The sequence below is a fragment of the Oligoflexus sp. genome, assembly GCF_035712445.1.
Classification (GTDB): Bacteria; Bdellovibrionota_B; Oligoflexia; order Oligoflexales; family Oligoflexaceae; genus Oligoflexus.
The window spans coordinates 1-26,304 of record NZ_DASTAT010000086.1; the positions used below are offsets into that span (position 1 = coordinate 1).

Annotated in this window: 26 protein-coding genes; 12 read left to right on the plus strand and 14 right to left on the minus strand. The window is 55.4% G+C overall.

Annotation, left to right across the window (positions count from 1 at the left end; all coding sequences use genetic code 11):
* The 4 genes from VFO10_RS18790 to VFO10_RS18805 form a co-directional block, all read left to right on the plus strand.
* Window positions 1-1,425, plus strand: a 1,425-nt coding sequence (locus VFO10_RS18790) for a pitrilysin family protein (RefSeq protein WP_325143015.1), incomplete at its 5' end; no start/stop codon positions are given.
* Window positions 1,426-1,715: 290 nt separating this feature from the next.
* Window positions 1,716-2,672 carry a YHYH protein gene (locus tag VFO10_RS18795; protein WP_325143016.1) on the plus strand — a complete coding sequence of 319 codons (957 nt, stop codon included), beginning with the start codon at window positions 1,716-1,718 and terminating at the stop codon, window positions 2,670-2,672.
* The gene (locus VFO10_RS18800; RefSeq protein WP_325143017.1) at window positions 2,654-3,223 is read left to right on the plus strand and encodes a hypothetical protein; all 570 of its coding nucleotides are present in this window, start codon (window positions 2,654-2,656) and stop codon (window positions 3,221-3,223) included. Before VFO10_RS18795 ends, VFO10_RS18800 begins: the two co-directional genes overlap by 19 nt.
* Window positions 3,193-3,918, plus strand: coding sequence for an SCO family protein (locus tag VFO10_RS18805; protein WP_325143018.1), 726 nt, complete (start codon window positions 3,193-3,195; stop codon window positions 3,916-3,918). Before VFO10_RS18800 ends, VFO10_RS18805 begins: the two co-directional genes overlap by 31 nt.
* Window positions 3,919-4,025: 107 nt before the next feature.
* On the opposite strand, the gene VFO10_RS18810 is transcribed toward VFO10_RS18805, so the two are convergent.
* Both VFO10_RS18810 and VFO10_RS18815 read right to left on the minus strand, forming a co-directional pair.
* Window positions 4,026-5,135: a sterol desaturase family protein gene (locus VFO10_RS18810; protein WP_325143019.1), complete on the minus strand. Its 1,110-nt coding sequence runs from the start codon at window positions 5,133-5,135 to the stop codon at window positions 4,026-4,028.
* A gap of 9 nt (window positions 5,136-5,144) precedes the next feature.
* The gene (locus VFO10_RS18815) at window positions 5,145-5,786 is read right to left on the minus strand and encodes a fatty acid desaturase CarF family protein (protein ID WP_325143021.1); all 642 of its coding nucleotides are present in this window, start codon (window positions 5,784-5,786) and stop codon (window positions 5,145-5,147) included.
* A gap of 93 nt (window positions 5,787-5,879) precedes the next feature.
* Here VFO10_RS18815 and VFO10_RS18820 point away from each other — a divergent pair, with 93 nt between their 5' ends.
* The 3 genes from VFO10_RS18820 (at window position 5,880) to VFO10_RS18830 (ending at window position 8,620) form a co-directional block, all read left to right on the plus strand.
* Window positions 5,880-6,911 (plus strand): acyl-CoA desaturase, encoded by a 1,032-nt coding sequence (locus VFO10_RS18820; protein ID WP_325143024.1) that lies wholly within the window; start codon window positions 5,880-5,882, stop codon window positions 6,909-6,911.
* Window positions 6,908-7,813: a diacylglycerol kinase family protein gene (locus VFO10_RS18825; RefSeq protein WP_325143026.1), complete on the plus strand. Its 906-nt coding sequence runs from the start codon at window positions 6,908-6,910 to the stop codon at window positions 7,811-7,813. Before VFO10_RS18820 ends, VFO10_RS18825 begins: the two co-directional genes overlap by 4 nt.
* 66 nt (window positions 7,814-7,879) lie before the next feature.
* Entirely contained in the window at window positions 7,880-8,620 is a 741-nt protein-coding gene (locus VFO10_RS18830) for a hypothetical protein (protein ID WP_325143028.1), read from the plus strand.
* On the opposite strand, the gene VFO10_RS18835 is transcribed toward VFO10_RS18830, so the two are convergent.
* The 7 genes from VFO10_RS18835 to VFO10_RS18865 form a co-directional block, all read right to left on the minus strand.
* Complete coding sequence (locus VFO10_RS18835; RefSeq protein WP_325143030.1) at window positions 8,593-9,696, minus strand: glycosyltransferase; 1,104 nt, start codon at window positions 9,694-9,696, stop codon at window positions 8,593-8,595. The two genes, VFO10_RS18830 and VFO10_RS18835, sit on opposite strands and share 28 nt — an antisense overlap.
* A gap of 12 nt (window positions 9,697-9,708) precedes the next feature.
* The gene (locus VFO10_RS18840; RefSeq protein ID WP_325143032.1) at window positions 9,709-10,314 is read right to left on the minus strand and encodes a hypothetical protein; all 606 of its coding nucleotides are present in this window, start codon (window positions 10,312-10,314) and stop codon (window positions 9,709-9,711) included.
* Window positions 10,307-11,245 (minus strand): phytoene/squalene synthase family protein, encoded by a 939-nt coding sequence (locus VFO10_RS18845; protein WP_325143035.1) that lies wholly within the window; start codon window positions 11,243-11,245, stop codon window positions 10,307-10,309. The genes VFO10_RS18840 and VFO10_RS18845 overlap by 8 nt, the downstream gene beginning before the upstream one ends.
* On the minus strand, window positions 11,242-12,780 hold the full coding sequence (locus tag VFO10_RS18850; RefSeq protein WP_325143037.1) for a phytoene desaturase: 1,539 nt from the start codon (window positions 12,778-12,780) through the stop codon (window positions 11,242-11,244). The genes VFO10_RS18845 and VFO10_RS18850 overlap by 4 nt, the downstream gene beginning before the upstream one ends.
* Window positions 12,773-13,843 (minus strand): polyprenyl synthetase family protein, encoded by a 1,071-nt coding sequence (locus tag VFO10_RS18855; protein ID WP_325143040.1) that lies wholly within the window; start codon window positions 13,841-13,843, stop codon window positions 12,773-12,775. The genes VFO10_RS18850 and VFO10_RS18855 overlap by 8 nt, the downstream gene beginning before the upstream one ends.
* A complete protein-coding gene (gene crtY / locus VFO10_RS18860; protein WP_325143042.1) occupies window positions 13,830-15,026 on the minus strand; it encodes a lycopene beta-cyclase CrtY in 1,197 nt (398 codons plus the stop codon). The genes VFO10_RS18855 and crtY overlap by 14 nt, the downstream gene beginning before the upstream one ends.
* Window positions 15,027-15,324: 298 nt before the next feature.
* On the minus strand, window positions 15,325-18,564 hold the full coding sequence (locus VFO10_RS18865; RefSeq protein WP_325143044.1) for a WD40 repeat domain-containing protein: 3,240 nt from the start codon (window positions 18,562-18,564) through the stop codon (window positions 15,325-15,327).
* A gap of 474 nt (window positions 18,565-19,038) precedes the next feature.
* Here VFO10_RS18865 and VFO10_RS18870 point away from each other — a divergent pair, with 474 nt between their 5' ends.
* Entirely contained in the window at window positions 19,039-19,359 is a 321-nt protein-coding gene (locus VFO10_RS18870; protein ID WP_325143046.1) for a cupredoxin domain-containing protein, read from the plus strand.
* Entirely contained in the window at window positions 19,307-19,903 is a 597-nt protein-coding gene (locus tag VFO10_RS18875; protein ID WP_325143048.1) for a methyl-accepting chemotaxis protein, read from the plus strand. The genes VFO10_RS18870 and VFO10_RS18875 overlap by 53 nt, the downstream gene beginning before the upstream one ends.
* Window positions 19,904-19,935: 32 nt before the next feature.
* On the opposite strand, the gene VFO10_RS18880 is transcribed toward VFO10_RS18875, so the two are convergent.
* A complete protein-coding gene (locus VFO10_RS18880) occupies window positions 19,936-20,058 on the minus strand; it encodes a hypothetical protein (protein WP_325143050.1) in 123 nt (40 codons plus the stop codon).
* A gap of 89 nt (window positions 20,059-20,147) precedes the next feature.
* Between VFO10_RS18880 and VFO10_RS18885 the strand changes: the two genes are divergently transcribed.
* The 3 genes from VFO10_RS18885 to VFO10_RS18895 are packed head-to-tail and all read left to right on the plus strand — an operon-like array spanning window position 20,148 to window position 22,351.
* Window positions 20,148-21,119 carry a class I SAM-dependent methyltransferase gene (locus VFO10_RS18885; protein ID WP_325143051.1) on the plus strand — a complete coding sequence of 324 codons (972 nt, stop codon included), beginning with the start codon at window positions 20,148-20,150 and terminating at the stop codon, window positions 21,117-21,119.
* 38 nt (window positions 21,120-21,157) lie between these two features.
* A complete protein-coding gene (locus tag VFO10_RS18890; protein ID WP_325143053.1) occupies window positions 21,158-21,937 on the plus strand; it encodes a hypothetical protein in 780 nt (259 codons plus the stop codon).
* A gap of 3 nt (window positions 21,938-21,940) precedes the next feature.
* Window positions 21,941-22,351 carry a DoxX family protein gene (locus VFO10_RS18895; protein WP_325143055.1) on the plus strand — a complete coding sequence of 137 codons (411 nt, stop codon included), beginning with the start codon at window positions 21,941-21,943 and terminating at the stop codon, window positions 22,349-22,351.
* 47 nt (window positions 22,352-22,398) lie between these two features.
* On the opposite strand, the gene VFO10_RS18900 is transcribed toward VFO10_RS18895, so the two are convergent.
* The 4 genes from VFO10_RS18900 to VFO10_RS18915 form a co-directional block, all read right to left on the minus strand.
* On the minus strand, window positions 22,399-22,839 hold the full coding sequence (locus VFO10_RS18900) for a hypothetical protein (RefSeq protein WP_325143058.1): 441 nt from the start codon (window positions 22,837-22,839) through the stop codon (window positions 22,399-22,401).
* A 56-nt stretch (window positions 22,840-22,895) separates the two neighbouring features.
* Window positions 22,896-25,181, minus strand: coding sequence for an ATP-dependent Clp protease ATP-binding subunit ClpA (clpA, locus tag VFO10_RS18905; RefSeq protein ID WP_325143060.1), 2,286 nt, complete (start codon window positions 25,179-25,181; stop codon window positions 22,896-22,898).
* 18 nt (window positions 25,182-25,199) lie between these two features.
* Window positions 25,200-25,535, minus strand: coding sequence for an ATP-dependent Clp protease adapter ClpS (gene clpS / locus VFO10_RS18910; protein ID WP_349259376.1), 336 nt, complete (start codon window positions 25,533-25,535; stop codon window positions 25,200-25,202).
* 103 nt (window positions 25,536-25,638) lie between these two features.
* Entirely contained in the window at window positions 25,639-26,304 is a 666-nt protein-coding gene (locus VFO10_RS18915; protein ID WP_325143063.1) for an OmpA/MotB family protein, read from the minus strand.

Here is a 26,304-nt window from a genome sequence, read left to right on the forward strand (position 1 = left end):
AACCTGGATAAGATCGCCGAGTCGACCAAGGTTGATGTGGCCGCCGCTTTGAAAGATTACAAAGGCCGCACGGAAGTGGCAGCTGGTGAACTCTTCGAGCCGACCCTCGTCAATGTTCAGAAAAGAACGCAGTACAGCGAGCTGCCGAGCGGCATGAAGGTCGCGCTGACCCCGAAGAAATCCCGCGGCGCGCCTGTGAGTTTCCGCTTCGATCTGCAGGTGGGAAGTGAAGCCGAACTGAAGGATCGCCTCGTGGCTCTGCACATCCTGCCTCGCGTGATGATGCGCGGCACCAAAAAGCATGATTACCAAACCCTGACCGATCAGCTCGCGCTGACCAAGACGAGCTTCGGCGGTTATTCCGATTGGTCGCTCGATAACCCTGGCAAGATCGTTTTCTCCGGCACCACAGTCGGCCCGAACCTTGATAAGGCCATGGACCTCGCGACGGAAGTTCTGATGCAGCCGTCCTTCGATCCGCAGCAGTTCCAGCTCGTGAAGCAGGAATACCTCGCTGCTTTGAAAGAAGCCGCCCTGGATCCGGACGCTTTGACCAATCGTGAGTTCCTGCGGACCATGGTGGCTGTTGCGCCAAGCGATGTGCGCTATATCCCGACCATCGAGGAAGAGATCAAGCTCCTCGAAAAACTGACTGTGAATGACGTCAAGAATGTTTACAGCAAACTCGTGGGCGGCAGCGCCGGTCAATTCGTGGCCGTCGGTGATCTGGATGCGGAGAAATTGAAGAAGCAACTGACGGCCAGCGTCGGTCAGTGGCGTTCGCCCAAAGCCTTCCAGGCCATTGCCTATAAGCACCAGCCTGTCAAAGGCGCTATCAAGACCTTCAATACCCCTGATAAAAAGGGTGCGAACGTCTCGGTCGTTCAGCCTCTGGCTCTGAAGGATTCGGATCCCAACTATCCGGCTCTGCGCATTGCCAGCAACATCCTCGGCACGGGCGGTACATCGCGCATCTTCGGTCGCCTTCGTCAGAAGGAAGGCCTGTCCTATGGTGCCGGCGGCATGATCCGTGCGGATCAGAAAAGCGATGTCGGCTATATGCTGGCTTATGCGATCTGCGCCCCGCAGAACGTGGATAAGTCGGTGACGGCGATTCGCGAAGAGCTGGTGAAATTCCAAAAAGACGGCGTCACAGCCGACGAACTGACGATGGCGAAGCAGGCCTATGCGGAATCGAAGAAGAACGCTCTGATGCGCGATGCGAGCATCGTCGAACTTCTGTCCCGCAACATGGAGCTGGGCCGCGATCTGAGCTTTGATATCAAGCTCGACGAGGCCATTGCCAAGGTTGATCTGGCCGCTGTGAACGCAGCTGTCAAGGACGCTGTGAAACCGGATCAGCTGACCGTGATCACGGCTCTGGATAAGAAAGCCGCAAGCGAAGTGGCCAAGGCCACGATGTAAAAGAAATGATCAGCAGGGGTTCGGCTTTCGGGCCGAGCCCTTTGCTATTCTTCCAAACCTGCCCCCTTCAAGCCTTCGGTATCCCGCATCGCCAGTTCTCACCAACTATTTCGCGAACCTTTGGGTCTGTGACAAATAAGAGGACGGATTGTCCCCATTCCAGCCGTTAAGAAAATGTCCTGACTTCGGGACTCTTTCCTTACTGATTGGTTGAATAAAAATCCTTAAGTTTATCGACCGAGAACCGAACGCTTGAGGGAAGCTATAATTCCTTTTGGAGATCATACGTTATGAAGTTCTCGACCCCTTTGAAACTGTTCTCGGTAAGTTGTCTCGTGGCATGGGCGGCCGTCAACTGTGGTGCTCCGGAGGAGGACAAGGAGACAGAGAAGGCCTCCACCAGCGCCAGCGAGACATCAACAAGTACCGGAGGAAGCACCACCACGCAAACCTCGGGTAGCTCTGGCAGCTCAGGCAGCAGCTGCACTGCGACCGCCAACACCACCGCGACAAACACTCTCAGCACCTATGGCTGCGCACTTCTCACTCGCGATACCACATCCTGCAAGGCCAGCCGTGAAGCGCAAGGTCTGAGCGGTTTCTGGCTGAAATTCTCGTGCAGTGTGACACTGACCAAAAGTGGAAACAACGTCGTCATTGCGACGAAAAATCTCCCGGATACCAAATCCTTCTATTACAGCAGCACCGATGCATGCTACGAAGCCTTCTCTTCGACAGCGCGCAAGGCAAACCCCAACAAGATCGCTTCCAAAACGGTTTCCCTGACTGTGCCCTACGCTCCGACTGCAGCAGCCACTGCCTCAGCGACTCCCGAGGGCATTATCGGTGTTGCTCTGAACGGCGTTGCCATCTATGACAACAGCGCGGCTCCAGGTGATGACATCTTTAACGAGGAAGCCACCTTCGACAAGTGCGATGGTCACCCCGATATGTCGAGCACCTATCACTACCACACCGAACCTGGCGCCATCACCAATAGCGACTCCAACTTCATCGGTGTGCTCCGCGATGGATTCCCGGTCTATGGTCGCAACGACTACAACACCACCACGGCGGCCAGCGGCCTCGATTCTGCCGGCGGCAAAACCGGCAAGACCGTCGATAGCCCCAATACCGATGTCTATCACTATCATCTGAATCTGCAGAGCAATGGGACCAAGTCCGCGTACTTTATCTCGGCTGGTTACTACAAGGGAACACCTGGAACATGCACAGGCTGCCAATGATCAAGGCTATTCTTTCCATCACAGTCCTGATAGCGGTTGGCGCGGGAATCGTCCTTTCGTCTCTCCTGGTCCACGCGGATGATCCCCGTCTCAGGCTCGTCAGCTATGACTACGAGTGGAAGGACAGGCCTGCGAACGCCATCGTTTACAGTCTCTATGACAATCATCGTCCCAAGGAATTCTTTGTGCTGTGGCAAGGGAAGAAGCTCGGGACCGAATACATCTGGTATGACAATGGTCAGCTGATGGCCGAGCGCCCCCATTCCAAGGGCCTGCCTCACGGCGCCTGGAAGATGTGGTACGAAGATGGATCAGCCAAGAGCCTGAAAACGTATGAACTGGGGGCCATAGTCGGAGACGCCTGGAGCTGGCATCCCAACGGTCAGGTCGGAACCTTCAATCGTTATGCGGGTGGGAGCGAACGTGAGGAAACTCACAAGGCCTGGATTCCAGATGGAACGGTTTATTACAATTACGTCTATCAAAATGGACACAAAGTCGGGGTTAAAGGAGGCGAATTTTGCAAGCGCTTGGAGATTATAAAAAAATAGCCTGGATGCTGCTGGTCATCCTGAATCCCGGCTGCAAGGCGGGGCCCGATGTTTTCGAAACCGCGATAGCGCGGCATAAGGCGACACTCGTGGATCAGGTCAACAGCCCCGCCACGGGTCTGCCCTATTTCACGGTGGAGACCCTGAATCCAGTTTGGCAGCTGTCCGCCGCCACACCGATCGTCACCATGCCCGCCCTCAAGCTCACGGATCAGGACGGCAAAGTTCGTGACAGCTCGCTCTTTGATGAACGCATCACCGTCATCGGCTTTTTCTTTGCCAGTTGCAGCGGCTTTTGCCCATTTCTCGTGGAAGGCATGAAGAAGATCGAGAAGGAGACGGAAGCGATCTCGGACAAGGTGCGCTTCGTGGCTTTTTCTGTGAATCCCGAACAGGATACGCCGGCTCGCCTGAAAGCCTATGCGAAAGAGAGGGGTCTGAATACGGATAAAACGTGGACTCTGCTCACCGGCGATCGGGAAACGATCTATTCCCTGGCGAAAAAAACTCTTGTGAGTCAGGTCTTCCGCAGAGCCAGCGCCGCCAACAGCTTCGTGCATTCCGAGCATCTTTATGTGATCGACGGGCAGCGGCATCTTCGAAGCGTGTTGAATGGAACACGCGTGGATGTCAGCCGCGATGCGAAGATGGTGATACGCCAGCTCGCAAATCCTTCCGAGCTGACGAGCAATTGATAGAAAACGATTTCAAGGCAGGGTATAGCTTTGATCTTTCGAAGTCTTGGCCGTATAGAGAAGCTTGTGCCGCTGAAAAACCGAAGCTCGTAAGCATAGGCTCGGCATCATTTCGGGTTCTCACCCTTCGGCGAACGCCGCAGCTGATCGACAAATGGATAGACAAGCTGCTTGACGAAACTGCTGGAAATTCTTTCCTGATAGAGCCCGTACTTTTCAGGCCACGCCCGCGGGCAATGGAAGGTTCCAAAGACGACGTCGATGATCGAGAACGTGACGGCGAAATTCTTATCCAGGGCCTCGGGCTGGCTGCTGTGATGCCAGTGGTGGACCAAGGGGGTGGTGAGGATATAGCGCAAAGGGCCGAAGTGAAAGCGCACGTTGCTGTGCACGAAAAGGGCCTGGATGGCCACGATCGGCATGTAGACCTGGACTGCGGCCTGCGAAAAACCGAGGCACACGATCGGCACATAGCTGAAGGCCCGGGTCGCGATCACATCCCCGATGTGAAGGCGCGAGCTGGCAAGCCAGTCCATTTTCATCGTCGAATGGTGAATCTTATGAAACTGCCACCAGCGTTTACGCGTATGAAAATAGCGGTGGATCCAATACTGAGCGAAGTCGGCAATGAAGAGGATAGCGAGGACCTGAAGCCAGATCGGCATTTTTTGGGTCAGCTGCGGCACGCGGTTCAGAAAAATATTCTGATGTATCCAGTTCCCGGGCCATACGATCAGCACAAAAATCCCACCCATCAGAAGATGATTCAAAGCATAGTGACTCAGATCCGTGGCCAGACCCTCACGCAGAAAACGCTGCCGCCGCAGGTAAAAAATGCGTTCAAGCGGTACGAAGATCAGGGACATGACCAAAAGATCGAGGATGATCAGATCAAGGCTCAGATAGATCGGTTTTTGCTGGATGGGCACCTCCACCGTGACCGCCGATCCCCCAAGGATGCTGGCCAGCGCCGCCATCAGAATCGCCGCCAGGGCCAGGCCCTTTTTCCGACCCAAAAGCAGCGCAATCAGTCCCAGGCCGAACGATACATAAAGACTGCCGAGCAGGATCATGCGAAGCTGCTCGACATCATAGACTTCGCGCAGCTGAGGATTGGATAGATATTCCGGGAAGTGGAAGGCCAGGACCGAGAGAAAACAGAGGATCGCCAGATAAAGAGCGATATAGGCCAGCTTGTTATAAATCGACGTTTTCACAGCCCGTCCTTAATCAAAGTTGGTCGGAATGCCAAGACGCAGAAGAAGCGCTTCGATCCGCGTCCAGGGAATGCGATTGGTCAAAGGATTGGCCCAGCCGCTCAGGATGCAGTAATTCACGCGGAAGGGCGGCCTGTGATGCTGCAGGTGCTCGTCGCTCGGAAGGACGATGCGATACTTCTGAAGGGATGAAAGCCAGGACGGTTTCTGCGTCCGAGGCCAGTGGGACCAGCGATGAAAAAGATTGGAAAGAAAACTGAAGAGGAGAAACCAGATCCAAAGATGCCAAAGGAAACCCTGGCTCCCGGCCTCTGGCCGCAGGAAAGCCAGGATCGCAGTCCCGGCTATCGCGGATGCCCCCAGATTTTCAATCAAAGAGATACGGGTGATTTCCAAAGGATCCCGATGATGACGCCGAAACGGGCCGACCAGCATGGGACCCCACACAGGAGTCGTCTCGCAGCCGAAGGAATCGCAAACCCAATGGACAAAGCCCGTGAAGAGATCTGCAAGGTAATAGCCCAAAGGCAAAGCGAGGCAGCTCCAGCCCAAAGCCGAAGTAAAATCGTCTGCGAACAGATGATGAAAGGATAGGACCAGCAGACTGCAAAAGCCGACGAGTCCCATGACCTCGAAGCCGCGTACTAGCATCGCCTGTGTTTCCCGGGGTAAACTTTTCAATTTCAGTATATCCTACTATAATAATGAACGGAAATGCCGCCCTCTTTTCTCAGGACACAGAGCATGCAGTCTTTCGCACAACCTCGTATGGATGCGAAGCGTTCTCAGGCGCTTTGGCAAACGATGCTCGAAACCATCCATGAGCAAAAACTGGATGCGCCGGCGACCGCGCGCCTTCTCTTGAAAGTTCCCGCGCTCGTGACCCTCGGCGGTCTTGGGCTCTACGCAGCATGGTTCGCGGCAGATTCGGCCCAAACTATTATCGCCTGCCTCGCCCTGGCCTTCATCCTCGCGCAGTTCGCGTTTTTGGGCCATGACGCGGGGCATGGGGCTCTTGGCTATTCACGGCGGATTCACACGGCGCTTGGGCAACTCTGTATGACGGTCGCGACCGGGCTCGCCTTTCAGGAATGGTACGGACGTCATCGGACTCATCATCAGTTTTGTCAGTATGAACCCAAAGACCCCGATATGGATGTGGACCTCGTCGTGTCCCTGACGGAGGATTCACGGCGTCGTAAAAGAGGGCTCGGACGTTTTTTGACCCGCTGCCAGGGGATTTCCGTCTGGTTTTTATCCCTGCTTTTCGCCCAGAGTCAGCGGCATCTTTCCCAATGGGGCGTGCTGCTGAACCTCAGGGCCTATGCCCTGGATGCTGCCGTGCTCCTCATTCACTTCGGACTTTGGTGGGGTCTTCCTTTGGCCTTGGGCGTCGATCCCCTACGGGTGCTGATCGTCTATACCCTGCCGCTCTTTTTCCTCGGCCCCTATCTGGCTGCCATTTTCTGGGTCAATCACGTGGGCATGCCGCTGATTGAAAGAGTCGACAGCTTCAGCTTTCTGGAGCATCAGGCCGTGACCTCACGCACGGTCACCAATCCCCGCGCCCTCGACTGGTTCTTCGGTGGCCTTAACTTTCAGATCGAGCATCACCTTTATCCGCAGATTCCTTCGTTTCGCCTGCGCCAGGTCCAAACGATAGTCCGCCCTTCCCTGGAAGCGGAACGGATTCCTTATCAAGCCGTGTCTTTTGCTCAGGCCGTCCGCGATATCGCGGCCCACTTTCGATTTATTGCAAAGGGAACGAATCCATGAAAGCGCTTGTCATCGTCAATCCCATGGCCGCGCATGGCAAGGTCGGGCGTAACTGGAAGCAGTCGGAGTCGCGCCTTCATGAGAAAATCGGGCCCTTTGATACGGTCTTCACCGAAAGACCGGGGCATGCCGAGGTTCTGGTGCGGCAAGGGCTCAAGGATGGCTACGATCATATCCACATCTATGGTGGGGATGGAACCGCGACCGAATCCATCAGCGGCTTTTTTCAGAACGGCAAAGCCCTGCGTCCCGAAGTTCTGTTCTCCGTCTGGCCCGGCGGCACAGGCTGCGACTTTCATCGCGCGATTCTGCTTCCCGATACCTTCAAAAATCGCGGTGCGGATGGCATCACAGTGATCGATGTGGGTCGCCTGACCTTTCTGGACCATCAAAAGAAAGAGTGCGAAAAATATTTTCTGAATATCGCGAGCTGCGGCATCAGCGGTTATGTCGATCAGCTGATGGCGAAGAAGTGGAAACGCCTCGGCAGCGCGGGTTTTCTTTTGAATACCATCGAAGGCCTCGCGCGCTATAAGAACCGCCGGGTCCGCATCAAAACCGATCGTGGTGATCTGGGTGAGCGGGTCGTGCGGGCCGTTGCGATCGCCAATGGCCGCTTCTTTGGTGGCGGCATGAAGATCGCGCCCGATGCGCAGCTGGATGATGGAAAATTCCAGATGGTGATTCTGGGCGACATCGGTCTCGCCGATGCCCTCATCAACACGCCGAAGATTTATTCCGGTGAGCATATGAGTCATCCCAAGATCGAAACGCAGAACATCACCTGGACGGAACTGACCAGCGACGAGGAAGTCCTGCTCGATCTGGATGGCGAACCGCTCGGTACTCTGCCCCTGCGCGTCCAGATTATTCCCGCCGCCCTGCGCCTGAAAACCTATTGATCTTCCGCCTTGACCTCCCTGAACCTGCTGCTTAGAATCGCCGGCAAGAGGGAGGAGAATTCACCTATGCAAAACATCATCAAACAAGGAATTCTGGTCAGCCTTTTGACACTGGCGGGTCCAGGCTCCGTACAGGCCACGGAGGCTCCACCGAAAATGGAATTTCAAATTCGCGATCCGCAGACCCGCGAGGTCTTTTTTCAGGGCTATGAACGCGTCACCGACACAGGTGCCAATACCCGCAAGGAAACCTTTTTCTTCGACATGAATCGGAAAGAGGCTCTGGTCGAAGACGCCGTTTACAACCGGGATTCGCTGCGCATGGAAAGCTATGTATCCCGCAGTTCCGTGACGGGTGAAGAGACCATCATGAAAACTGAAGGCCAGCGCATCCAGATCAAATACCGGCCGGAAAAGGATGACGACTTCAAGGAAACCACGCTGTCGTGGTCTGCGGACACTCTGCATGGGAAAGTCTTTGACGACCTGATCGTGCGCAACTGGGACAAGCTCCTGAAGGGCCAGATGCTGAAGTTCGATCTGGTGCTGCCCTTTCGCCTCGAATCACGCGGTTTTCAGATCTTTCATAACCGCCGCGTGACCAATCAGGGCCGTGAACTGGAAGTCTTCTCGCTGCAGCCGCAGAATTTCCTCTTGCGTGCCTTTGTTCCGAAAATGGAATTTTATTATGCGAGCGACCCCAAGCCGGAACTTAAAATCTTCACCGGACCATCTGTGATTCCGATCAAGGGCGAAACCAATCGCATGGTCGAAATCATTTATGGACTCTCGGGTGCTCCCAGCTGAGGGAGCTTCGCAGCCGCAGACTGGGCCGAATAGGCCCGGTTTTTCCAATTCATGGGCCGACGGAACACCCGATCATAGACGGCCAGCATGGTGATATAACAGAAGAGTCCCAGGGAAAACGGCAGAAGGATCACACCCCATACCGAAAATCGTCCGAGATTATTCTGGATCCGGAGCAGCACCAGCCATGTTAGAAGCAGCACGAGCCAGGGATAGGGTTCGTTCAAACGCCCTTCACCGATCGCCGCCGTTATGAAAAGCGTAATTTCGAAGGTCGAGCCCCAGTAGCTATAGCCCATGCCGGCACGAAAATTCCGACGCCAACCGCGAATGAAATCGGAAAGAGTTTCATACATGCGCACGGAAAAAACAGCTGGTCCTGTATAGACTTTCCAGCGGCCACCATCGGCCAGCACCGCCTCGGCCAAGGGAATATCCTCGACCCAGTCCGCGCGCACCCGTGTGTGACCGCCCATGCGTTCGTAAAACTTGCGTTCAAAAACCAGATACTGGCCAATGGCAAAGACCTGACCCGAACGGGCTTTGCCATAAGGATTCGTCACGGCCAAAAGAAGCGCATGAAAGGGTCCTGTCAGACGTTCCCAGAATTTCGGATTCTGATGCTGCGGCAGGACCGTGAAACCCTGCGCCTCGCTGTTCAGCATCTCGCACATGACCCGTCTGAGTCCTGTGGTGTGATGCACGGTATCCGCATCGGTGAAGAGCAGGTACGAACCGTGCGCGGCCATGGCTCCCTGATGGCAGGCCCACTGCTTGCCGTTCCAACCCTCGGGCCTTTCCTTTCCGCGGATCAGACGGACATTATAGGTCCTGGCAATGAGGGCCGTATCATCGTCCGAGCAATCATCGACCACGATGACTTCGTAGTGTGGATAATCGAGCCTGGTCAAGGAATCCAGCAGCGGACCGAGCACCTTCTCTTCATTGCGTGCGGGCACGATGATCGAGACAAGCGGCCAGCTGGCCGGCTGCACCATGCAGGGACGAAAGGTTCGTGGCCACATGCGATAGATCAGAAGCAGCAGGCCCAGGGCTCCAAGCAATCCAGGGATCATGCGCGCGGCCCTTTAAAATGGCAATTGAGCGACCGTTTCCGCGACGCCGGGATAACCTTCAAGGTACCAGTGCCACCAGGCGGCGATCATGAGCACATGACCGGCAATCGCGACGAAGTGAGCCCACATTTCCACGCGGTCCACGCCCTTGTTCAGATAGCGGTGCCAGTGCAGGGCCTCATCAATAATACTGTAAAAAAAGGATAGAGCGGTCAGTCCTGCCGCCGCCACCGCAAAAGTTTCACTGTGCTCGTAGCAAAGACAGAGGGCCATGACGCTCGTGACAGCGGTGACCATGATCATCTGATGAACATGCTCCTCTCCGCCTTTGATATCCTCTTTGTAAAGCGTGCGATGGCCGATATCATCAATCGACAAGGCGGTCACGAACATGCCGACGCCGATGGGAATCCACCAGACATAGCCGGGATATTGCACGCCTTGGGAATGACCAAACGCAAGAAAGGCGCTGACGCCGATCAGAAGGCTGGTGATGGTTCCAATCCAGCAGGAATAGCGGAACCAGTCTTCGCGTTCGAAATTTCTTATCTCGCGGACATAATCCCAGGCTTCCGTCAGCCAGGGTTTGGGTTGGGCCAGAGCTTTCGTACTATTCATGCAGAGCCATCCTTTCTTCCGTACGCAGACCTAGAGTCAACTGATGCAAACGATAGGGCACGGTTTTCAGTACGCGGCCCACACCACGGCAGGCCACGCGCACTTTTTGAGGCCAGGGTATCCATACCCGCTGATCCCACGCGTGTCCCTGACGACGCCGGACCTCGTGCCCAATAGCGGAATAAACCTCACGGGCTATGGCCACGGCGAAGGCGCAGCGCAGCGGCAGATATTTCAGTCCGGCATCACCCGAACTGTAATAGCGATCGGCCATGCTCAGGGCCCGTTCGACAACGGCAAGGAGAGCAGGCCTATACACGGGATGCAGAATATTTGCGCCTTCCGGGATGCCCGCCTTGTCCAGCCAGGTTCGCGGCAGATAAATGCGGCCCATCGCCGCGTCCTCGGCGATATCGCGCGAGATATTGGTGAGCTGCATGGCAATTCCAAGGTCCACGGCATGCGGAAAGGCAGCCTTCGACTCGGCGTTCATCATGTAGCTCATCATCAGGCCCACCACACCGGCGACCCGATAGCAATACAGCAGAAGCTGCTCTTCCGTCTGGTACTGAACCTTGTCGAGGTCCATGGCCATGCCCTGGATCAAATCCCGCGCATGCTCATCGGGAAAAGGAACTTCGCCGCGGACCTCGCGAAAGGCCTGCATCGCAGGATGGAGTTCGCGGGGCGGCATCTCGGCAAAGCTTTCGTCTTCCAGTTCACGCAGAACGCGCTGACGCTCTTCGAAGGAAGCTGTGGCCGGCAGACCGTCCACCCGATTATCCACATAACGGCACCAGGCATAGAGTCTCACCACGCGACTGCGAATGCTTTTGGCAAAGAGTCGCGAGGCGAAGGAAAAACTCAAAGAGCCCTTTTGCATCGACTGCTGGCCGTAACGGGTGAGCTGGCCCTGAGCCACCGCATTCATGCTTCGACTCCCTGCATGGTGGGCGAGAAGGGACGGGCCACGGCGGGCACCGCGAAATCCTCTTCAATCACCGAGCAGGTGGCCTTGGCCGAACCGATCACACCGGGAATGCCGGCACCGGGATGCGTGCCCGCACCGACGAAGTACATGCCCTCGATCGCGCTGTCGCGATTGTGCACGCGGAAATAAGCGCTTTGCCGCAGGGTCGGCGTCAACGAGAACGCGGCCCCATGGAGTGCATTCAATTCCGTTTCGAAATCCTTCGGCGTGAAGAGGCGCTGCACCTGGATGCTTTCCCGAAGACCGGGCATGTAATGCTTTTCCAGATAATTCAAAATTTTATCCGCGAAGATCGGCGCCTCATCCTTCCAATCGACCGACGAGATCTTCATGTTGGGAACCGGTGCCAGCACATAGTAGCTCGCGTGTCCCGGAGGCGCGAGCGAGTCATCCGTTTCACCCGGCGCATGCACATAAAGCGAGAAGTCATCGGCCAGCTTTCCGGTTTTGAAGATATCATCCAGAAGGCCTTTGTAGCGGCGACCAAACATGATGTTGTGATGGGTCAGCTTCTCGAAGCGCTTATTGCAGCCGAAATAAATCACGAAGAGCGACATCGAAAAATCCTGCCGGCTCATGCGATCGGCTTTTTTCTGGGCGCTCGTGTTGCTGGCCAGAAGCTTATCGTAGGTGTGGAAGACATCGGCGTTGCTGACGACAAGGTCAGCGGGAATCGGCGTGCTGTCACCGACGACCTGGACGCCGGTCACCCGGTTGTCCTTGGTCACGATCGAGGTGACGCCGCGATTCACATGCATGCGGCCGCCGATTTCTTCAAAGAGCTTCACCAGCGCCATGACCAGCGCATGGGTTCCACCCTTGGGAAAGTGCACGCCGAATTTCTTTTCGAGCGGATGGATCAGGGTATAGATCGAGGAAATTTCAAAAGGATTGCCGCCGATCAGAAGGCTATTGAAGCTGAGCGCCTGGCGCGTCCTTTCATCTTTGATATAGCGGCTGATCGTGCTGTAAACCGGCCGATGCGCATTCAAACGCAAAAGCTGTGGCGAGACCTTGACCATATCCCAAAAGCGCAGGAAAGGCACCTGGCCGAGTTTCACGTAGCCTTCCTGATAGACGTCCTCGGCATAACGCAGAAATTCCTGATAGCCCGCGACATCATCCGGATTCCGCTTGCGCATTTCCGCGTGCAGCGCTTCCTCGTTGTTATCATAATCGAAGGTGTCGCCGTCCTCCCAGAAGAGGCGATAGAAAGGATGAATGGGAATCAGCTCGATGTAATCTTCCATTTTGCGGCCGGCGAGTTCAAAGAGCTCTTCCAGACACTGGGGCACGGTCACCACCGTCGGGCCCGCATCGAAGCGGTAGCCCTGGTCTTCGTACATATAAGCCCGGCCACCCGGCTTGTCCCTTTGTTCGAAAAGTTCCGTCTGGAAACCGGCGGCCTGCAGACGAATGGCCGCGGCCAGCCCACCGAATCCACTGCCAATGACTATAGCTTTGCGTTTAACCATAAGCCTTTTGAATCCTTTCCTTCAATTGAGCGAGGGGGCGTAGATCGCTCCACGACATGTGAGTCGCATTTTTAAAGTCCCTGAGGGCTTGATCCATTTCGCGTTCAGCCAGAGCTTTGGCTTCATCACAGAGTTTATGGCTGTCCATCCACGCCTGCCACGCGCTGTCATCCGGCAGGGCGCGCACGGCTTCGATCAGCTGCTGCACATCGGCCTGACCGTATTCCCGGGCGACAAAGCCCCAGATGAAGGAAGGCTTCCATTGAATCAGGTCCTCCCATTTTTTTTCCGGGTCAAAGCTGCCGGCGCAGTTGCCGAGGTCGTTCATCCTTTGCAGATAGATGCCGAGCGCGTAGCCCAGATGTTCCACCGCCTTGAGTCGCGCCTGATCCGCGCCGCCTACCAAAGCGCCGAGCATCAGCGCCAGCATCACGATGGATCCGGTTTTGTAGCGCATGCATTCGTGCGAGAGAGTGTCCATCTGTGAATAGGGCACGCGATCGATCTTCACGCAAAGGTCGAGGATCTGCCCGTAATGAGCGATCTCCACCGTTTCATGATAGACCTCGTAAAGAGCGTTCCGCTGCGCCTCGCTCAGTTCCAGATTGGAAAGGATGCGCAGGGAGTAAAAATAAAGCCAGTTGCCGACGCCCAGGGCATGCGGCGTCCCGAGGATGCAATGCAGGGCCTTGCCGCTGCGGCGAACTTCGCTGCCATCCTGGATGTCATCGACGATCAAAGAACCGAGATGCAGATATTCGATGGAATCGGCGCAAATATCCAGATTATGCCGATCCTGGGCTTTGGGAAGAAGACCCTGCGCGAGTAAAAAACCAAGGTCAACCAGCTGGGAACGAAAGCTGTGGCTGGGACGCTGCCGCAGTTCCATGGCGGGCTTGAAAAGATACTCATTCAAGGCGTCCTGAACGGCAGGATGCAAAAGCCCCGCGCCGCCCGGCAGATGACCCTGACGTTCCCGATAGCCATTCGTTCCGGCTTTCATCGCTTCCAGCCGCTGCTTGTGAAGAGACAGAAATGTTTCGATCTGGCTAAGCTGTTCCACGACCCACTCCGACTCTATGAAAGAAATGATAAAGCCCTTTGCTCACGGGAACCGGCGGCTTGCCTGATAGGATGGCCAGCTTATCCCGGGCACTGGTCTGTCCCGAATAAAAGCGAGCGACGAGACCTTCCTCGTGCTCATAGAACTTTTCAAGGACACGATAGCGTTCATGATCGACGCTGGCCAGAAAGAGCATATTATTGAGGCGTCGATAAAATTCATTCTGACGCCAACGCTCACTTGTGAACTGCTTCAGTTTCCGTTGCAAATCTGCGGCCAACCAGGTCGTCTCGCGAGCCAGCCATTCCGCAATCATGATGGCCTCGTAAATGGAGTAGCCAGTTGTGGCATGAAAGAGCCCCGCACGGACGCCGATTGTGGGTACGGCTCCTGTGTCCGGCAGCTCCTCGCCGTAAAGCGGAATCGGCAGAGCCCCCTGCTCACGGGCCAAGACGCGATCAAGCTGCCAGGATTTTTGCCGGGCATAGTTGAGGATTTCAGTCTGATAGAGTTCGAAATCAATCACCGGGTTCCGGCTGTAGTGCGTGTCTTCGATCAGCAGATGGCGATCGTCCCAGGGCAGCACATACATGAAACGGAAGCCATCAGTCTGTGGCACAGTGGCATCCATGAGGATGGGATGCTTCAGTCCATGCGGCTCTTTTAATAAGAGCTGAAGGCCGACAAACTTTTGAAAGCCCGAAGTGCTCTGCGGGCCCGCCTCACCCCAGCCACGCGCATCCACCACGCAGCGGGCGCGAATCTTCGCTCCATCACGCAGCGTCACGGCTTCAGGCTCGACCTTGCTGATCCAGACCCCGCTGCGATAGCTGGGACCGAGACTTTTTTGAAGCAGCTGGATGAAGTCGCGATAGCGGAGGCTGGCATAGGGCAGATTCATGACCCGGTGTCGCTCGGGAAAATGCACTTCATAACGCGGCCAGTATCCCGATAGAAAGGGTGCCAGCCACGACTGATCAGGCGCGCGGAACACCTCGCTGCCGGTCTCACGAAGTCGTCCAGGGACAGTTTGAAACGACCAGGTCTGATCCCAATCCGCCGGCCGTCCTGCATCGAGGACGAGTATTCGCGCCGTAGGGCGTTCCCGTCGGATAAGATAGGCAGCGAGGCCGGACGCAAGGCCACAGCCAGCAAATACCAGATCGTAGTCAAATTCTCCCACTTCATCTCTCCCTGAGGATCGTTGACAACGGTCGTACTCCGTCATCCCACAAAATGGACCTCGAAATCTATCATGGTTTTGCACAAGCAGACCCTGGTAAGTCTACCCAAACGCTGTCTGATTTTGCGGATATACGAATGAAACGCAGGGCCAGAGCGCCTGCAAAGTTGCACAGCTATTGAGCAGCAGGCCTCAGAAGGCGAAAAAAAAAATTTATGCGAGAGAGGAAGGACCAGCAGCAGACACCGGTTGGGGCAAGGCGTTCTGGCTAGACAAGCCCTGCCAAGGTATGCGGACTTCAGCGTGATTCGGCGCTCGGGCAGATCTGCATCGCAGCCAGATAGCGACAGAATCGTTCGTAAAGGGTCGCAGGCGAGTTGGGAATAAACAGCACATCACCCTGGACGGCCGTGAGGATGTCCCCGCCGTCGGCGCTGATGCTGAGAGCCCTGGATTCCTGCAGGCCACGCTTCAAAACAATTCGATGACGGAGCGAAGCGTCCGCAAGATTGAAGGTAACAAGATCACCGGCAAAGGTGGCGACGGATAAGATGTTCTGCCGCGAATTGAGATCGGCCATGTAAGGGAAACTTTTTTCCAGCGGGAGCTGCGTGAGCTGCCCGGTACTGAACTGATAGACGATCACCGTGCTGAAGCGTGCGGCTATGGCGATGAAGTCGTCGTTCAGATCCACATGATAGATAATCTCGGGCACGGCAAAGAGCAGCTGGCTCGCATAAGCCCCGGCCTCATTCGGAGTGAGCATGAAAAGCTGTCCATCCTGCCCGGCGGAAACCACATCATGGCTCGCCCCGCGGAAGTCGATGCTTGAGACCGCTTTGCCAAACATATCCCCATTGACCTGATACGGCGACTGCTGATGCAACTGCTGCATAAACAAAATGGTTTGCGACTTCAGATCGACGATCTCGACAAAACCCTGCGCATATCCCAAAGCCAATCGCTGACCATCCTGGGAGACAGCGAAGCTGATGATGGCGCCACGTTCCTCGATCAAGGAAGGTTCGGAACGATCCACCAGGCTTGCCTGCGTACCCGACAGGACATTCAAACTTTGGATGCGATGCTGATCCAGCGGGAACACCAATTCATTCGCGTTCAGAAATACGCTGCACATCAGAGTATTGACAAAGGACGCGGTCGTCCTCGTGCGACCCAGCTCCTTCAGCGAGGCGCGATCCCAAACGCGCAAGAGCTTCGCGACCTCGCCTTCTGTCCCTGATTCCTCGATGGTATAGAAACGCGACGCATCAGGCGCATACTTCGCGACCTGCACTCGCTGCGGCAGAGCGAATCGATCAATAGGCGCCGCTCTTAAATTCCAGAACTCAAGACGACCATCCATCTGATAATTGACAAGGCGTGTCCCTTGATCAGACGCGTAGGCGTTGCGGGAACCGGATGCGATTTCCAGCAGCATCGCCCCATCCACACTCTGAACGCGTATCATCCCTTCGACCCCGGCCTCGCCCGAGGTCGTGGTCAGCACCCGGGAATCCGTCGTCCAGTAAGCCCCATCGGTGCTGATCTTTCCATTGAGAGTCGCAAATCTCAAGTCATCCCGTTCCCCTCGTGAGGGATCATGGAGCTGCTCACGCCAGTTCGGGAAGAAGGGAGCTCCATTGCTGCCTTCACCGATCGCGACGAAATGCTTCCGATCAGGCGAGGGCAAAATTTTGTCAATGTTGCCGGCAATGGACGCGAGGCGGAGCGGAGTCTCACCCAAGCGCGCATAGAAGAAACCGGCTTTGAATTTTCGGCGATTCTCGCGGTCGGTCTGCTCGATGGATGATAGCACCAGCTCGTCTTCGCTCAAAAAGGCAGCGGCCGAAACATACTGGCCGTCCTCGCGCGTGACCGTTTCCAGAAGGGTGCCATCACGCTGATAAACGAAGGCGCTCTTGCCGGATGTTGTAACAAAGCGTTCACCGCTCGGTGAAAATGCCAAGGACAGAAGAAACTTGTCATAGGCCACCGAGGTGACGAGCGTCGGTTCCGCAGCAGCCAGATCATAAATCAGAACAACATCATCGAATCCGGCCGCCCCCAGAAAGCGATCATTGGCAGCCAGGAAAATATCAAAGACCTTGTTTTCAAAACCGTCACGGCCTGGTCTGGGTATGCGCTTCAAAATCTCGCCCGTTTCGGTCGACCAGATCAACAGCTCCCCCGACAAAGCCCCGCTTGATATCATCCGCTTGGAATCCGCAGTGAAGGCTACGCGCTGCATGCGCCCGTTGGGATGCTCGGCTCGCCACAGCTCCTGGCCGGTGCTGCTGTCCAAGGCGATCAATGCATTCCCGGGTTCCAGCTGATTGATGATGGTGCGCGATCCGTCGGGCGTTACGCTCACGAATCGAACCGAGGGAACCTTCTTTTCCAGATAAGGAATCTGGTTGGGGCTCATTTGATAAAGGTTCGCGTTTATAGCAGGCTCTGCTTCGCTCTGCTCAAAAGCCGTCGGCAGTTTCCGACGCCGCGTTTCGGCGGCAAGGGTCTTGGTGACAGCTCTGAGATTCTGGTTATTCTCAAAAAGAAAGGCCGTCAGCTCCATTTCAAGTGAGAGTTCGCGCAATGTTCCGCCCTGATAGACCATAAAAGGCTGCTGCATGAGCGGCGAACGTTGACCGGCCTCATCCACGGCCTGATAGACCAAGGTCCAATACCCTTCGCTCGGCGGAGAGATTTCAGACCCGAGAGGCTTCAGCGGACAGTCCACGGTATTCTGTGGCGCCAGCATGGATTCCTTTTGGGGCACCCAGCAGGATAGGATCTCGGTTCGGGAATTATCCTGCGTCTTGAAGCGAATCTTGGCGGTCGGTTCGATCAGGGTGAAGCCCTGCGAATCGCGCGGTAAAAAAGAGTCCGGCTCCAGGCTCAGTTGGGGCGCGGTGCTGTCGAGGCGGATATCACAGCGCAAGGTACGCGGAGGCAGGTTTTTCAGAAGATTCTGCGTTCTGATTTCCAAAGAATAGCGGCCATCCGGAAGGTCACGGAAAGGCTTCAACGAATAATCCTGCCGGGCAACCAGGGCTGCGCTCTGCGCTCGGAATTTCAGGTCGTTATCGGTCAGCCGCAGATCGAGGGCAAAGCCATCCAGCTCGCCGGCATTCCTGAGGCTTTCGCCCAGGTCAAAATCCTGGCTCACAGCCATGGTCGGGCACACCAGACCCAGCTCGCTGGTCTGCACATCACGCAAGGTGATCAACCGCACATCCTGGCCACGCGGGACGGTAAGGCCCTGGTTGCCTTTCGAATTCACGATATAGTCATGCTGCGAATCATAGGCGAAGCAGCCCTTGCGCGTCGGCGCCACGGGACTGAAAACTTCGCCATCGCGGCGGAAAATCGTCAGCTCCTCCGCCTCCAGCTCCTGACCATTGGCGTTCAAAATCTTGACCAGACCGTCCTCGGTTTCGGAGGGGCCACACTGAATTTCCAGGGGGTTAACCCTATTGCTGATGGGATGACAGGACGCAAGGACGAGCGCGCATCCGAAAAGCCAAAGCAAGCGCATAAAGACCCCATAGTCATAAGAATGTCCTGTCTATCGGACCACGAAAGGCTTGGCAAGCAAGGAATGCTCGCAAATCGAATGAAGTCGAAAAAGTTCCACTTTTATAAACCGCTCGCCGCAGCAGCCACCAAATTTCACTCAGCATACTATCATGTAATATACATAATATATTGATTTCATTAACAAATATAAGAAACGCTGCGCGATCCGCACAATGCCCTTATTTCAAGGACCCGGACATTCGAAAGAAGGGCTCCTTATCTTCATAATGGAAGTGAGCAGACACTCGCTGACGTCATCGCGTTCTATAATCAGGGCGGCAAGGCCAAACGCGCCAACCATTCGGAACATATCAAACCCTTGGGTCTCAACAAGGCGGAAATGAAGGACCTTCTTGAGTTTCTGAATACTTTGAATAGTCAGGACCCGGAAATGTCCGTCCCGTCTTTACCGCAGTAACAGGAGGAGTTATTCATGGTCCGCGGCAAACACCTTGTTCTTTTCTGCCTCTTTCCTGCTTCCTTGGGCTGGTCGGCCCAGCACACGATCACCCAGAAGGGCAAAGCCTTCTCGGTCCAGGAAATCACGGTCGCTGTGGGCGACAGCGTGGTGTTCAAGAATGACGATGACACGTCCCACAACGTTTTCTCCAGCACCGCAGGTTATGAATTCAACGTCGGCATTCAGAAAGCCGGCGTCGAATCCTCCCAGAAATTCGACAAAGCCGGGGCCGTCGAGAACGGTGAGCGAAGAGCTGAAGTCCATCGCGATGGAAGGCAAGGGCCAGATCCATGATGCGGCGCAGGCGGTGCATAGGATCAGCAACAATGAAAAGTCGAATCTCCTGCTGACCCGCAAGGCCTCGGATCTTGCGAAGCAGGCCAAGCAGCAGACGGATAATGGTACAAAGCTGGTCGAGGACCTCAATAGCAACAGCATCAATCTGAAGCTGAATATCAGCAATATTTCAGAGATCATGGAAATCATGAACGGCATCGCCTTTCAGACCAACGTTCTGAGTTTGAACGCCGCCGTGGAAGCGGCCAAAGCCGGCGAGCAGGGCCGCGGCTTCAGTGTGGTGGCGGCCGCTGTTCGTGAGCTGGCTATGAAGTCGAAGGATTCCGCGCAGAAGGTGGCGGGTATTATCCGCGAGGGTGACGATTCCCTGGCCCAGATGGAAAGTCGCATGCAGAAGACAAGGGCGAGTTTCCTTGAGATCGATCGTCAGTTGGCAACTCTCACGAGCCTGATCAATGAAATTTCCCAGGCCAACAGTCAGCAGGCCTCCGATGTCGAGGACGTCCACGAAACCCTTCTGATCCTCGACCGGGTTTCCTAACAGATGACGACAATCGCTGCGACCCTGGAAGATCAAAGCACGACCCTGAACAAGGACTTCGAGACGGTCGACCACTCCGTGCAGACCCTATCGTAGATCGTCCGCGGCGCGTGATGGGGTCCGTCCGCTTCCACGATCGTCCACTGTCCTCCCATTCGATATCTCCAACCGCGAAAACCTATTGATATTTCCCGGACAAGATGGCATTTTGAGCGCCGATTGAGCCCCCAATAAAGGACGTCGGATGAGCCTCTCCCCCAAAGCCTACGATACCGCGACCATCGAAAAACACGCCGAAATGTTGGCCAACCGCGCGCATAAGGTCTGGAAAAAACTGCACCCGCGCTTTGAAAAGCAAAATATCGGAGTTTTTCGCATCTACGATCGGGATATTCCCGAGGTCCGTGCCGTCGCAGATTGGTATGAAGGCCATGTCGTCCTTGGGGAGTATGTGCGCGAGCAAACGGCGGGCCTGCCTTATCTTGATATCCTGGGCCAGGCGATGCGGGAAAAATTCGGACTCACAGGCGACCAGCTGCATCTGCGCCAGCGCCAGACCCGTCCCCAGGATGGGACGCGCTATCAAAGGCTCGATAAACGAGGCGAACGCCTTGAAGTGCGCGAAGGCGATCTGCGCTTTCTCGTGAATCTCGATGATTATCTCGATACCGGACTCTTCGCGGATCATCGCCTGACGCGCAGCTGGGTGCGCGAAGAGAGTGCCGGAAAACACGTTCTGAATCTTTACGCCTATACCGGAGCCTTCAGCGTTTATGCCGCGAAAGGTGGAGCGAACACCACCACGACAGTGGATATCTCGGAAAATTATCTCGACTGGGCCTGGGACAATTTCAAACTCAACGGCCTTGACGATATCGATCGTCACACAGCCATCGCCGAGGAAAGCCGCTTTTTCCTGCGTGCCGCCGCGCGTGAAGGTCGCCGCTGGGATATCATCATCCTGGATCCACCCTCCTTTTCCACCAACAGAGCCGGACAGGAACTTTTGGAAATTCAAAGGGATCATCCTGATCTTATCAATGAAGCGCTCGCGGTTTTAAAGCGCGGCGGTAAACTTTATTTCTCGACCAATCATCAGCGTTTCCAACCTGAGTTCCAGCGCGTGCAGGCCCACTCGATCGAAGACCTGACTGAAAAATCCACCCCGATCGATTACGAAGGCCACACTCCGCATCGAATCTTTGTGATCTCGTGAGTTGTGCAGTAGGATGAGTTCCTTACAAGGAGTCATCCATGCGCTTTCTTCTTCCTGTTATCTTTTACCTCTTCAGCTGCACAGCATTCGCCGCCACGCACAAGTTTTTGTCCCAAGGCGCCCCGATTCAGGCCGGAACAGCTGAGGCGCCTTTGAAGGCGCGGCTCTATGCGACTGACTTGAGAACTTATGAATCTGTGCTCTTCCTGAATCCCGGTGGTCTCATCCCCGCGCTGGCCATGTCGGGCCTCGCCGAGGCTTTGGCGCAGGCAGGGCACATTGTTTTTGTCCTGGATAATCCGGGTGATCTTCCCATCCAGGCGGTGACTTTAGCCGCGGATCTGGCCAAGGTTATGCGAACAAACCTGGACAGCATCCAGGGCCTTCCTCCCTCTTTAAAAAATCCCGCGCTTGAATCCCTCCCGCTGCGCGCCATGGGCCATAGCCTCGGCGGGGCTGTGCTCGGCGCCGAGATTGGCAACACGGCTTCGCTCTTTCAGGACATCATCCTGATCGGAGTCTCGCGCCTTGTCACCACACCCGAAGCTCCCGCCGTGAATGTCACCATGCTGCTCGGGGAACGGGATGGACTCGCCGCCCGCAGCGCTGTGGATCAACTTGCCGCAAAGTTAAATACCCAGACGCGGCTGATCCCTGGCGTGAATCATTTCTGTATTATTACCGATCCGAATGCAGGAGCCCCGGATAAGAAAGCCCAGGATCTTCCGACTGATTTAAGCAGCGATCAATGTGTGGCGCGTGTGGCTTCGCTTTTGCTATCACTCTGGGGTGAACCGAACTCTTCTGATAAGGGATAAACCATGAAAGTCCTCCGCCCGCTTCATCTCCCGGACCGAACATCTCTTGGTCTAGTCTTTCTCCGCGTTTTGGCTGGTGTGGCCATGATGATTCACGGCTGGTCCAAAATTCAAGCGCCTTTGAACTGGATGGGTCCTGATGCTGCTGTTCCGGGAGCCTTGCAGGCCCTCGCTGCTCTGGCGGAATTTGGAGGTGGATTGGCCTGGGTACTGGGCCTTGTGATGCCTCTCGCATCCTTCGGCATGGCCTGTACGATGGCGGTCGCTGTTTACTTTCATGCCGTTGTCCGCGGCGACCCCTTTGTGGGGCAGGGCAGCTCGTATGAACTGGCGTCCGTCTATTTTGTGATCGCGGTGCTTTTCCTTTTGAGCGGACCAGGACGGTATTCCCTGGATCACAAACTCTTCCGCTGATGTCCATAAAAAAACCCGGATCGTTTACACGGATCCGGGCTTTCTCTTTACTGAACCGCAGCCGCTCTTTGCGTTTGCCAGCCGCGATAAATAACCCCCTCCTCGCGCTTCAGCCGGTGTCCTGTGCGGGCATCGGTGCAGCAGACGTCTTCCGTTTCCGACTTGCTGAGTGGGAAGTAGTCGCCGTTGCCGAGGAAGATGGCGTAAATCAACTTGTAAGGGAAGCGGACGACATCGCCGTCCGCCGATCGGCCTTCATAGGACAGATTCGTAAACTGCCTTATGATGAGGCCGCCCGAATTATGGATACCGTAATCGAGCAGAGTCAGAAGCTGTTTGCGATGATCGCGATGGTAGCCAACGCTCCCTGTTTCACTGACATCAAACACAAAATCAGAAGTCTCATCGTCGAGCAGTATGCTCAGAGTCACCACTTTTTTGCCCGGCATATCCCGGATCAACGTCAGAAGTTCGCGTGCTTTCTTCATGCCTGTGCTTCCCCCTCCGTGGTCACGGGACAGCCTCTGATCGAGCGTGAGGCTTCCTATCCCGCTTTTTTGTTGAAAGCAAAGTGCAGAGCATCATCCTTGACAGAGACGTGGATCACGCCGCCCTTCGACATCTCGCCGAATAGAAGCTCGTCAGCCAAAGGCTGCTTCACTTTCTCTTCCACCAGACGGCGAATCGGTCTTGCACCATAGGCTTCGTCATACCCCTTCAAAGCAAGCCAGGCGATGGCTTCCTGATCGAACTCGAGCGTGACCTTCTTCTTCGCCAGCTTATCGTTGAGTTCCTCAACGAATTTCTTCGCGACCATCTGCACCACATCCTGAGGCAAAGGACCAAAGGTGATGATGGCATTCAAACGGTTGCGGAATTCAGGCGAGAAGGATTCCTTCACCGCTCGTGACAGACCCTGACCTTCGGCCCGGGCTTTGGTGCCTTTGTCAAAGCCAATGGACTGCTGACTCAACTCCTTCGCGCCCGCGTTGGTGGTCATGATGATCACCACATTGCGGAAATCTGCCTTACGACCATTGTTATCCGTAAGAGTACCATGATCCATCACCTGGAGCAGGATGTTCTGCATGTCCGGGTGAGCTTTTTCGATCTCATCCAGCAGCAGCACAGCGTGCGGATTCTTGGTGATGGCATCCGTCAGAAGACCACCTTGATCGAAACCCACATAGCCGGGAGGTGCACCGATCAAACGGGACACCGAATGCCGCTCCATGTATTCGCTCATATCAAAGCGAATCATTTCGATCCCCATGGTCTTCGCCAGCTGCTTGGCCACCTCGGTTTTACCGACACCCGTAGGTCCGGTGAAGAGGAACGAACCGATCGGCCGGTCTTCATCACCCAGGCCCGAACGCGAAAGCTTGATGGCCGAAGCCAGCGCTTCAATCGCCCGATCCTGACCGAAGACTTTGGCTTTCAGACGGCTATCCAGATCACGCAGGGATTCACGTTCGGTGACGGTCACCTTGCTGATCGGAATGCGAGCCATCTTCGCGACCACGGTTTGCACCATTTCCGCGGTGATGGTCCGATTGCCTTTGCCATTCTGTCCTTTCAGAGCGACCGCGGCAGCGGCTTCATCGATCACGTCAATCGCCTTGTCAGGCAACTTGCGATCGGTGATATAACGCGACGACAGGTCCACCGCGGCCTGCAGGGCAGCCGGAGAATAGTGGACGTTATGATGCTTCTCATACTGGCCCTTGATGCCTTTCAGGATCTTGAGCGCATCGTCGCGGGATGGTTCCTCGATATCAATCTTTTGGAAACGACGCGCCAGGGCGTGATCGTTCTCAAAGTGATTCCGGTATTCCTTGAACGTGGTCGAACCCATGCAGCGCACATCACCGGAGGCCAAAGCCGGCTTCAGGATGTTGGACGCATCCAAAGCACCACCGCCGACAGCGCCCGCACCGATGATCGTATGGATCTCGTCGATGAAGAGCACGTGTTTCGGCGTCTTTTGCAGGGCTTTGATCACACCTTTCAACCTTTGTTCAAAGTCGCCGCGGAATTTGGAACCGGCGATCAGCGAACCCATGTCCAGCGAAAACACCTTGAGCCCGCGCAGAGCTTCCGGCACCTCGTTGTTCACGACCTTCAACGCCAGCCCTTCGGCCAGCGCCGTCTTACCCACACCGGCATCCCCGACGAAGAGAGGATTGTTTTTCCGGCGCCGGCAGAGGACCTGCATAATCCGCTCCAGCTCAAAATCGCGACCGATCAAAGGATCGATTTTGCCCTGACGAGCTCGCTCGACAAGGTCGACCGCAAATTTACCCAGGGGATCTTTGGATGGGGCTTCACCCTCATCTTCCGATTGTCCGGGCAGAAAGCGTGACGAACTGTCTTCGGGATCGCTACCGGGCTCATCCGCATTTTTGCTGACGCCATGCGAAAGGTACTGGATCACATCGAGACGCGTGATTTTTTCTTTTTCCAGGTAGAAGACCGCGAACGAATCTTTCTCGGAAAAAATCGCGACCAGGACGTTGGCGCCCTGGATCTTTTCTTTGCCTGCCGACTGCACGTGCTGCGCAGCCCTCTGGATCACCCGCTGGAAGCCAATGGTTGGCTGCGGCAGCTGACCCGAGCGCAGGGAATTGTTGTCAATGTGTTCTTCAAAGAATGATTCCAAGTCACGGCGGACATTATCGATGCTGCCCCCACAAGCCTCAATCGCTTCGCGGGCTGTGGCATTGTGGAGAAGAGCATAGAGTATGTGCTCGACAGTTACGTAGGGATGCCCACGCCGTGTTGCTTCACTCACCGCTAGATTCAGACTTATTTCGAGATCTGGGCTAAGCATGCTAATAACCGACTCCTTTCACGCCCTCTCCATGACGCACTGAAGAGGGTGCCCGTTTTGCCGTGCTTCTTCGGTCACTAAGGTTACCTTCGTCTCGGCAATCTCATAGGGGTATATACCACAGAGAGCACGCCCTTCGTTATGGACTTTTAACATAAGATCGGTGGCCGCAGCGTGATCCTTGTTGAAGTATTTTTCTAGAATATGAACGACGAACTCCATAGGTGTATAATCGTCGTTCAGCAAATAAACCCCGTAAAGCCGAGGTTTTTGTGTGAGGACTCTTTCCTTCAAGATGATGCTGGTATCGTTCTCGCCAGCTGGTTTTCCGCCCATGTCCGTTTCACTCCTCAACTACGGCAAGGATTCTCCACTCATCATACCCGAAGCAGACTTCCCTTTGATAGAAGGTAAGTACGAACATCAGGGTGTCAAGGGGGGTACATAAAGGGAGGAATCAGTCCAGGCGAATGATAACCCGGCGATTGGCGCGACGTGCTTCCTGCAAAGACTGTCCTGTTTTTCCTTCAATCGGTATTTTTGGCTGCGTGTGAGCCACAGCCTGGACTCTCATCCGTTTCTCATCCAGGCCACGATCCTTCAGCAATTTCAAAAGAGTAATACCGCGGGCTGCGCTCAATTCCCAGTTCGATTTAAACAATTTGGATTGGATTGATAAATCGTCCGTGTGACCTTCTATGCTGACCGTATAACGGTCGGGAGCCTGAGACAGGATACTCAGTACCTTGTCCGTGGTTTTTTCAAAGTCAGGACTGGCCTGGGCTGAACCCGAGGCGAAAACGAGCCTTTCGCTGAACTCCAGGAGCAGGCCGTTGATGTCGATGCGGACGCGAATATCGTCCTCCAGCTTCAGCTGCTTGATGGCCTTTTCCAAATCCTCGGCGACAACGCTCAGGTTGGCGAGTTTGTCCGCAGCCGGATCCTCTGCCTGCACAGCGCTCGCGACCTTATCATACTGCTCGCGGTCAGGCTTCGACATCGACAGCATGAGAGCGAAGAAGGCCATAAGGATGAAGGTGAGGTCGGTGAGGCTGTAGAGCCAGAGGGCTTCCTTTTTTTTCACCTTGATGCGTGGGGGGCTCGCGCTATCGAATTCCGCCAT

Coding starts and splice junctions, on each gene's coding strand:
- VFO10_RS18895 (WP_325143055.1), top strand. CDS start 21,941: ATGAAAGTCCTCCGCCCGCTTCATCTCCCGGACCGAACATCTCTTGGT.
- VFO10_RS18845 (WP_325143035.1), bottom strand. CDS start 11,245: ATGAATGCGGTGGCTCAGGGCCAGCTCACCCGTTACGGCCAGCAGTCG.
- clpA (WP_325143060.1), bottom strand. CDS start 25,181: ATGCTTAGCCCAGATCTCGAAATAAGTCTGAATCTAGCGGTGAGTGAA.
- VFO10_RS18825 (WP_325143026.1), top strand. CDS start 6,908: ATGAAAGCGCTTGTCATCGTCAATCCCATGGCCGCGCATGGCAAGGTC.
- VFO10_RS18880 (WP_325143050.1), bottom strand. CDS start 20,058: ATGGGAGGACAGTGGACGATCGTGGAAGCGGACGGACCCCATCACGCG.
- VFO10_RS18865 (WP_325143044.1), bottom strand. CDS start 18,564: ATGCGCTTGCTTTGGCTTTTCGGATGCGCGCTCGTCCTTGCGTCCTGT.
- VFO10_RS18870 (WP_325143046.1), top strand. CDS start 19,039: ATGGTCCGCGGCAAACACCTTGTTCTTTTCTGCCTCTTTCCTGCTTCC.
- VFO10_RS18800 (WP_325143017.1), top strand. CDS start 2,654: ATGCACAGGCTGCCAATGATCAAGGCTATTCTTTCCATCACAGTCCTG.
- VFO10_RS18900 (WP_325143058.1), bottom strand. CDS start 22,839: ATGAAGAAAGCACGCGAACTTCTGACGTTGATCCGGGATATGCCGGGC.
- VFO10_RS18830 (WP_325143028.1), top strand. CDS start 7,880: ATGCAAAACATCATCAAACAAGGAATTCTGGTCAGCCTTTTGACACTG.
- VFO10_RS18915 (WP_325143063.1), bottom strand. CDS start 26,304: ATGGCGGAATTCGATAGCGCGAGCCCCCCACGCATCAAGGTGAAAAAA.
- VFO10_RS18835 (WP_325143030.1), bottom strand. CDS start 9,696: ATGATCCCTGGATTGCTTGGAGCCCTGGGCCTGCTGCTTCTGATCTAT.
- VFO10_RS18795 (WP_325143016.1), top strand. CDS start 1,716: ATGAAGTTCTCGACCCCTTTGAAACTGTTCTCGGTAAGTTGTCTCGTG.
- VFO10_RS18820 (WP_325143024.1), top strand. CDS start 5,880: ATGCAGTCTTTCGCACAACCTCGTATGGATGCGAAGCGTTCTCAGGCG.
- VFO10_RS18885 (WP_325143051.1), top strand. CDS start 20,148: ATGAGCCTCTCCCCCAAAGCCTACGATACCGCGACCATCGAAAAACAC.
- VFO10_RS18815 (WP_325143021.1), bottom strand. CDS start 5,786: ATGCTAGTACGCGGCTTCGAGGTCATGGGACTCGTCGGCTTTTGCAGT.
- VFO10_RS18890 (WP_325143053.1), top strand. CDS start 21,158: ATGCGCTTTCTTCTTCCTGTTATCTTTTACCTCTTCAGCTGCACAGCA.
- VFO10_RS18840 (WP_325143032.1), bottom strand. CDS start 10,314: ATGAATAGTACGAAAGCTCTGGCCCAACCCAAACCCTGGCTGACGGAA.
- VFO10_RS18850 (WP_325143037.1), bottom strand. CDS start 12,780: ATGGTTAAACGCAAAGCTATAGTCATTGGCAGTGGATTCGGTGGGCTG.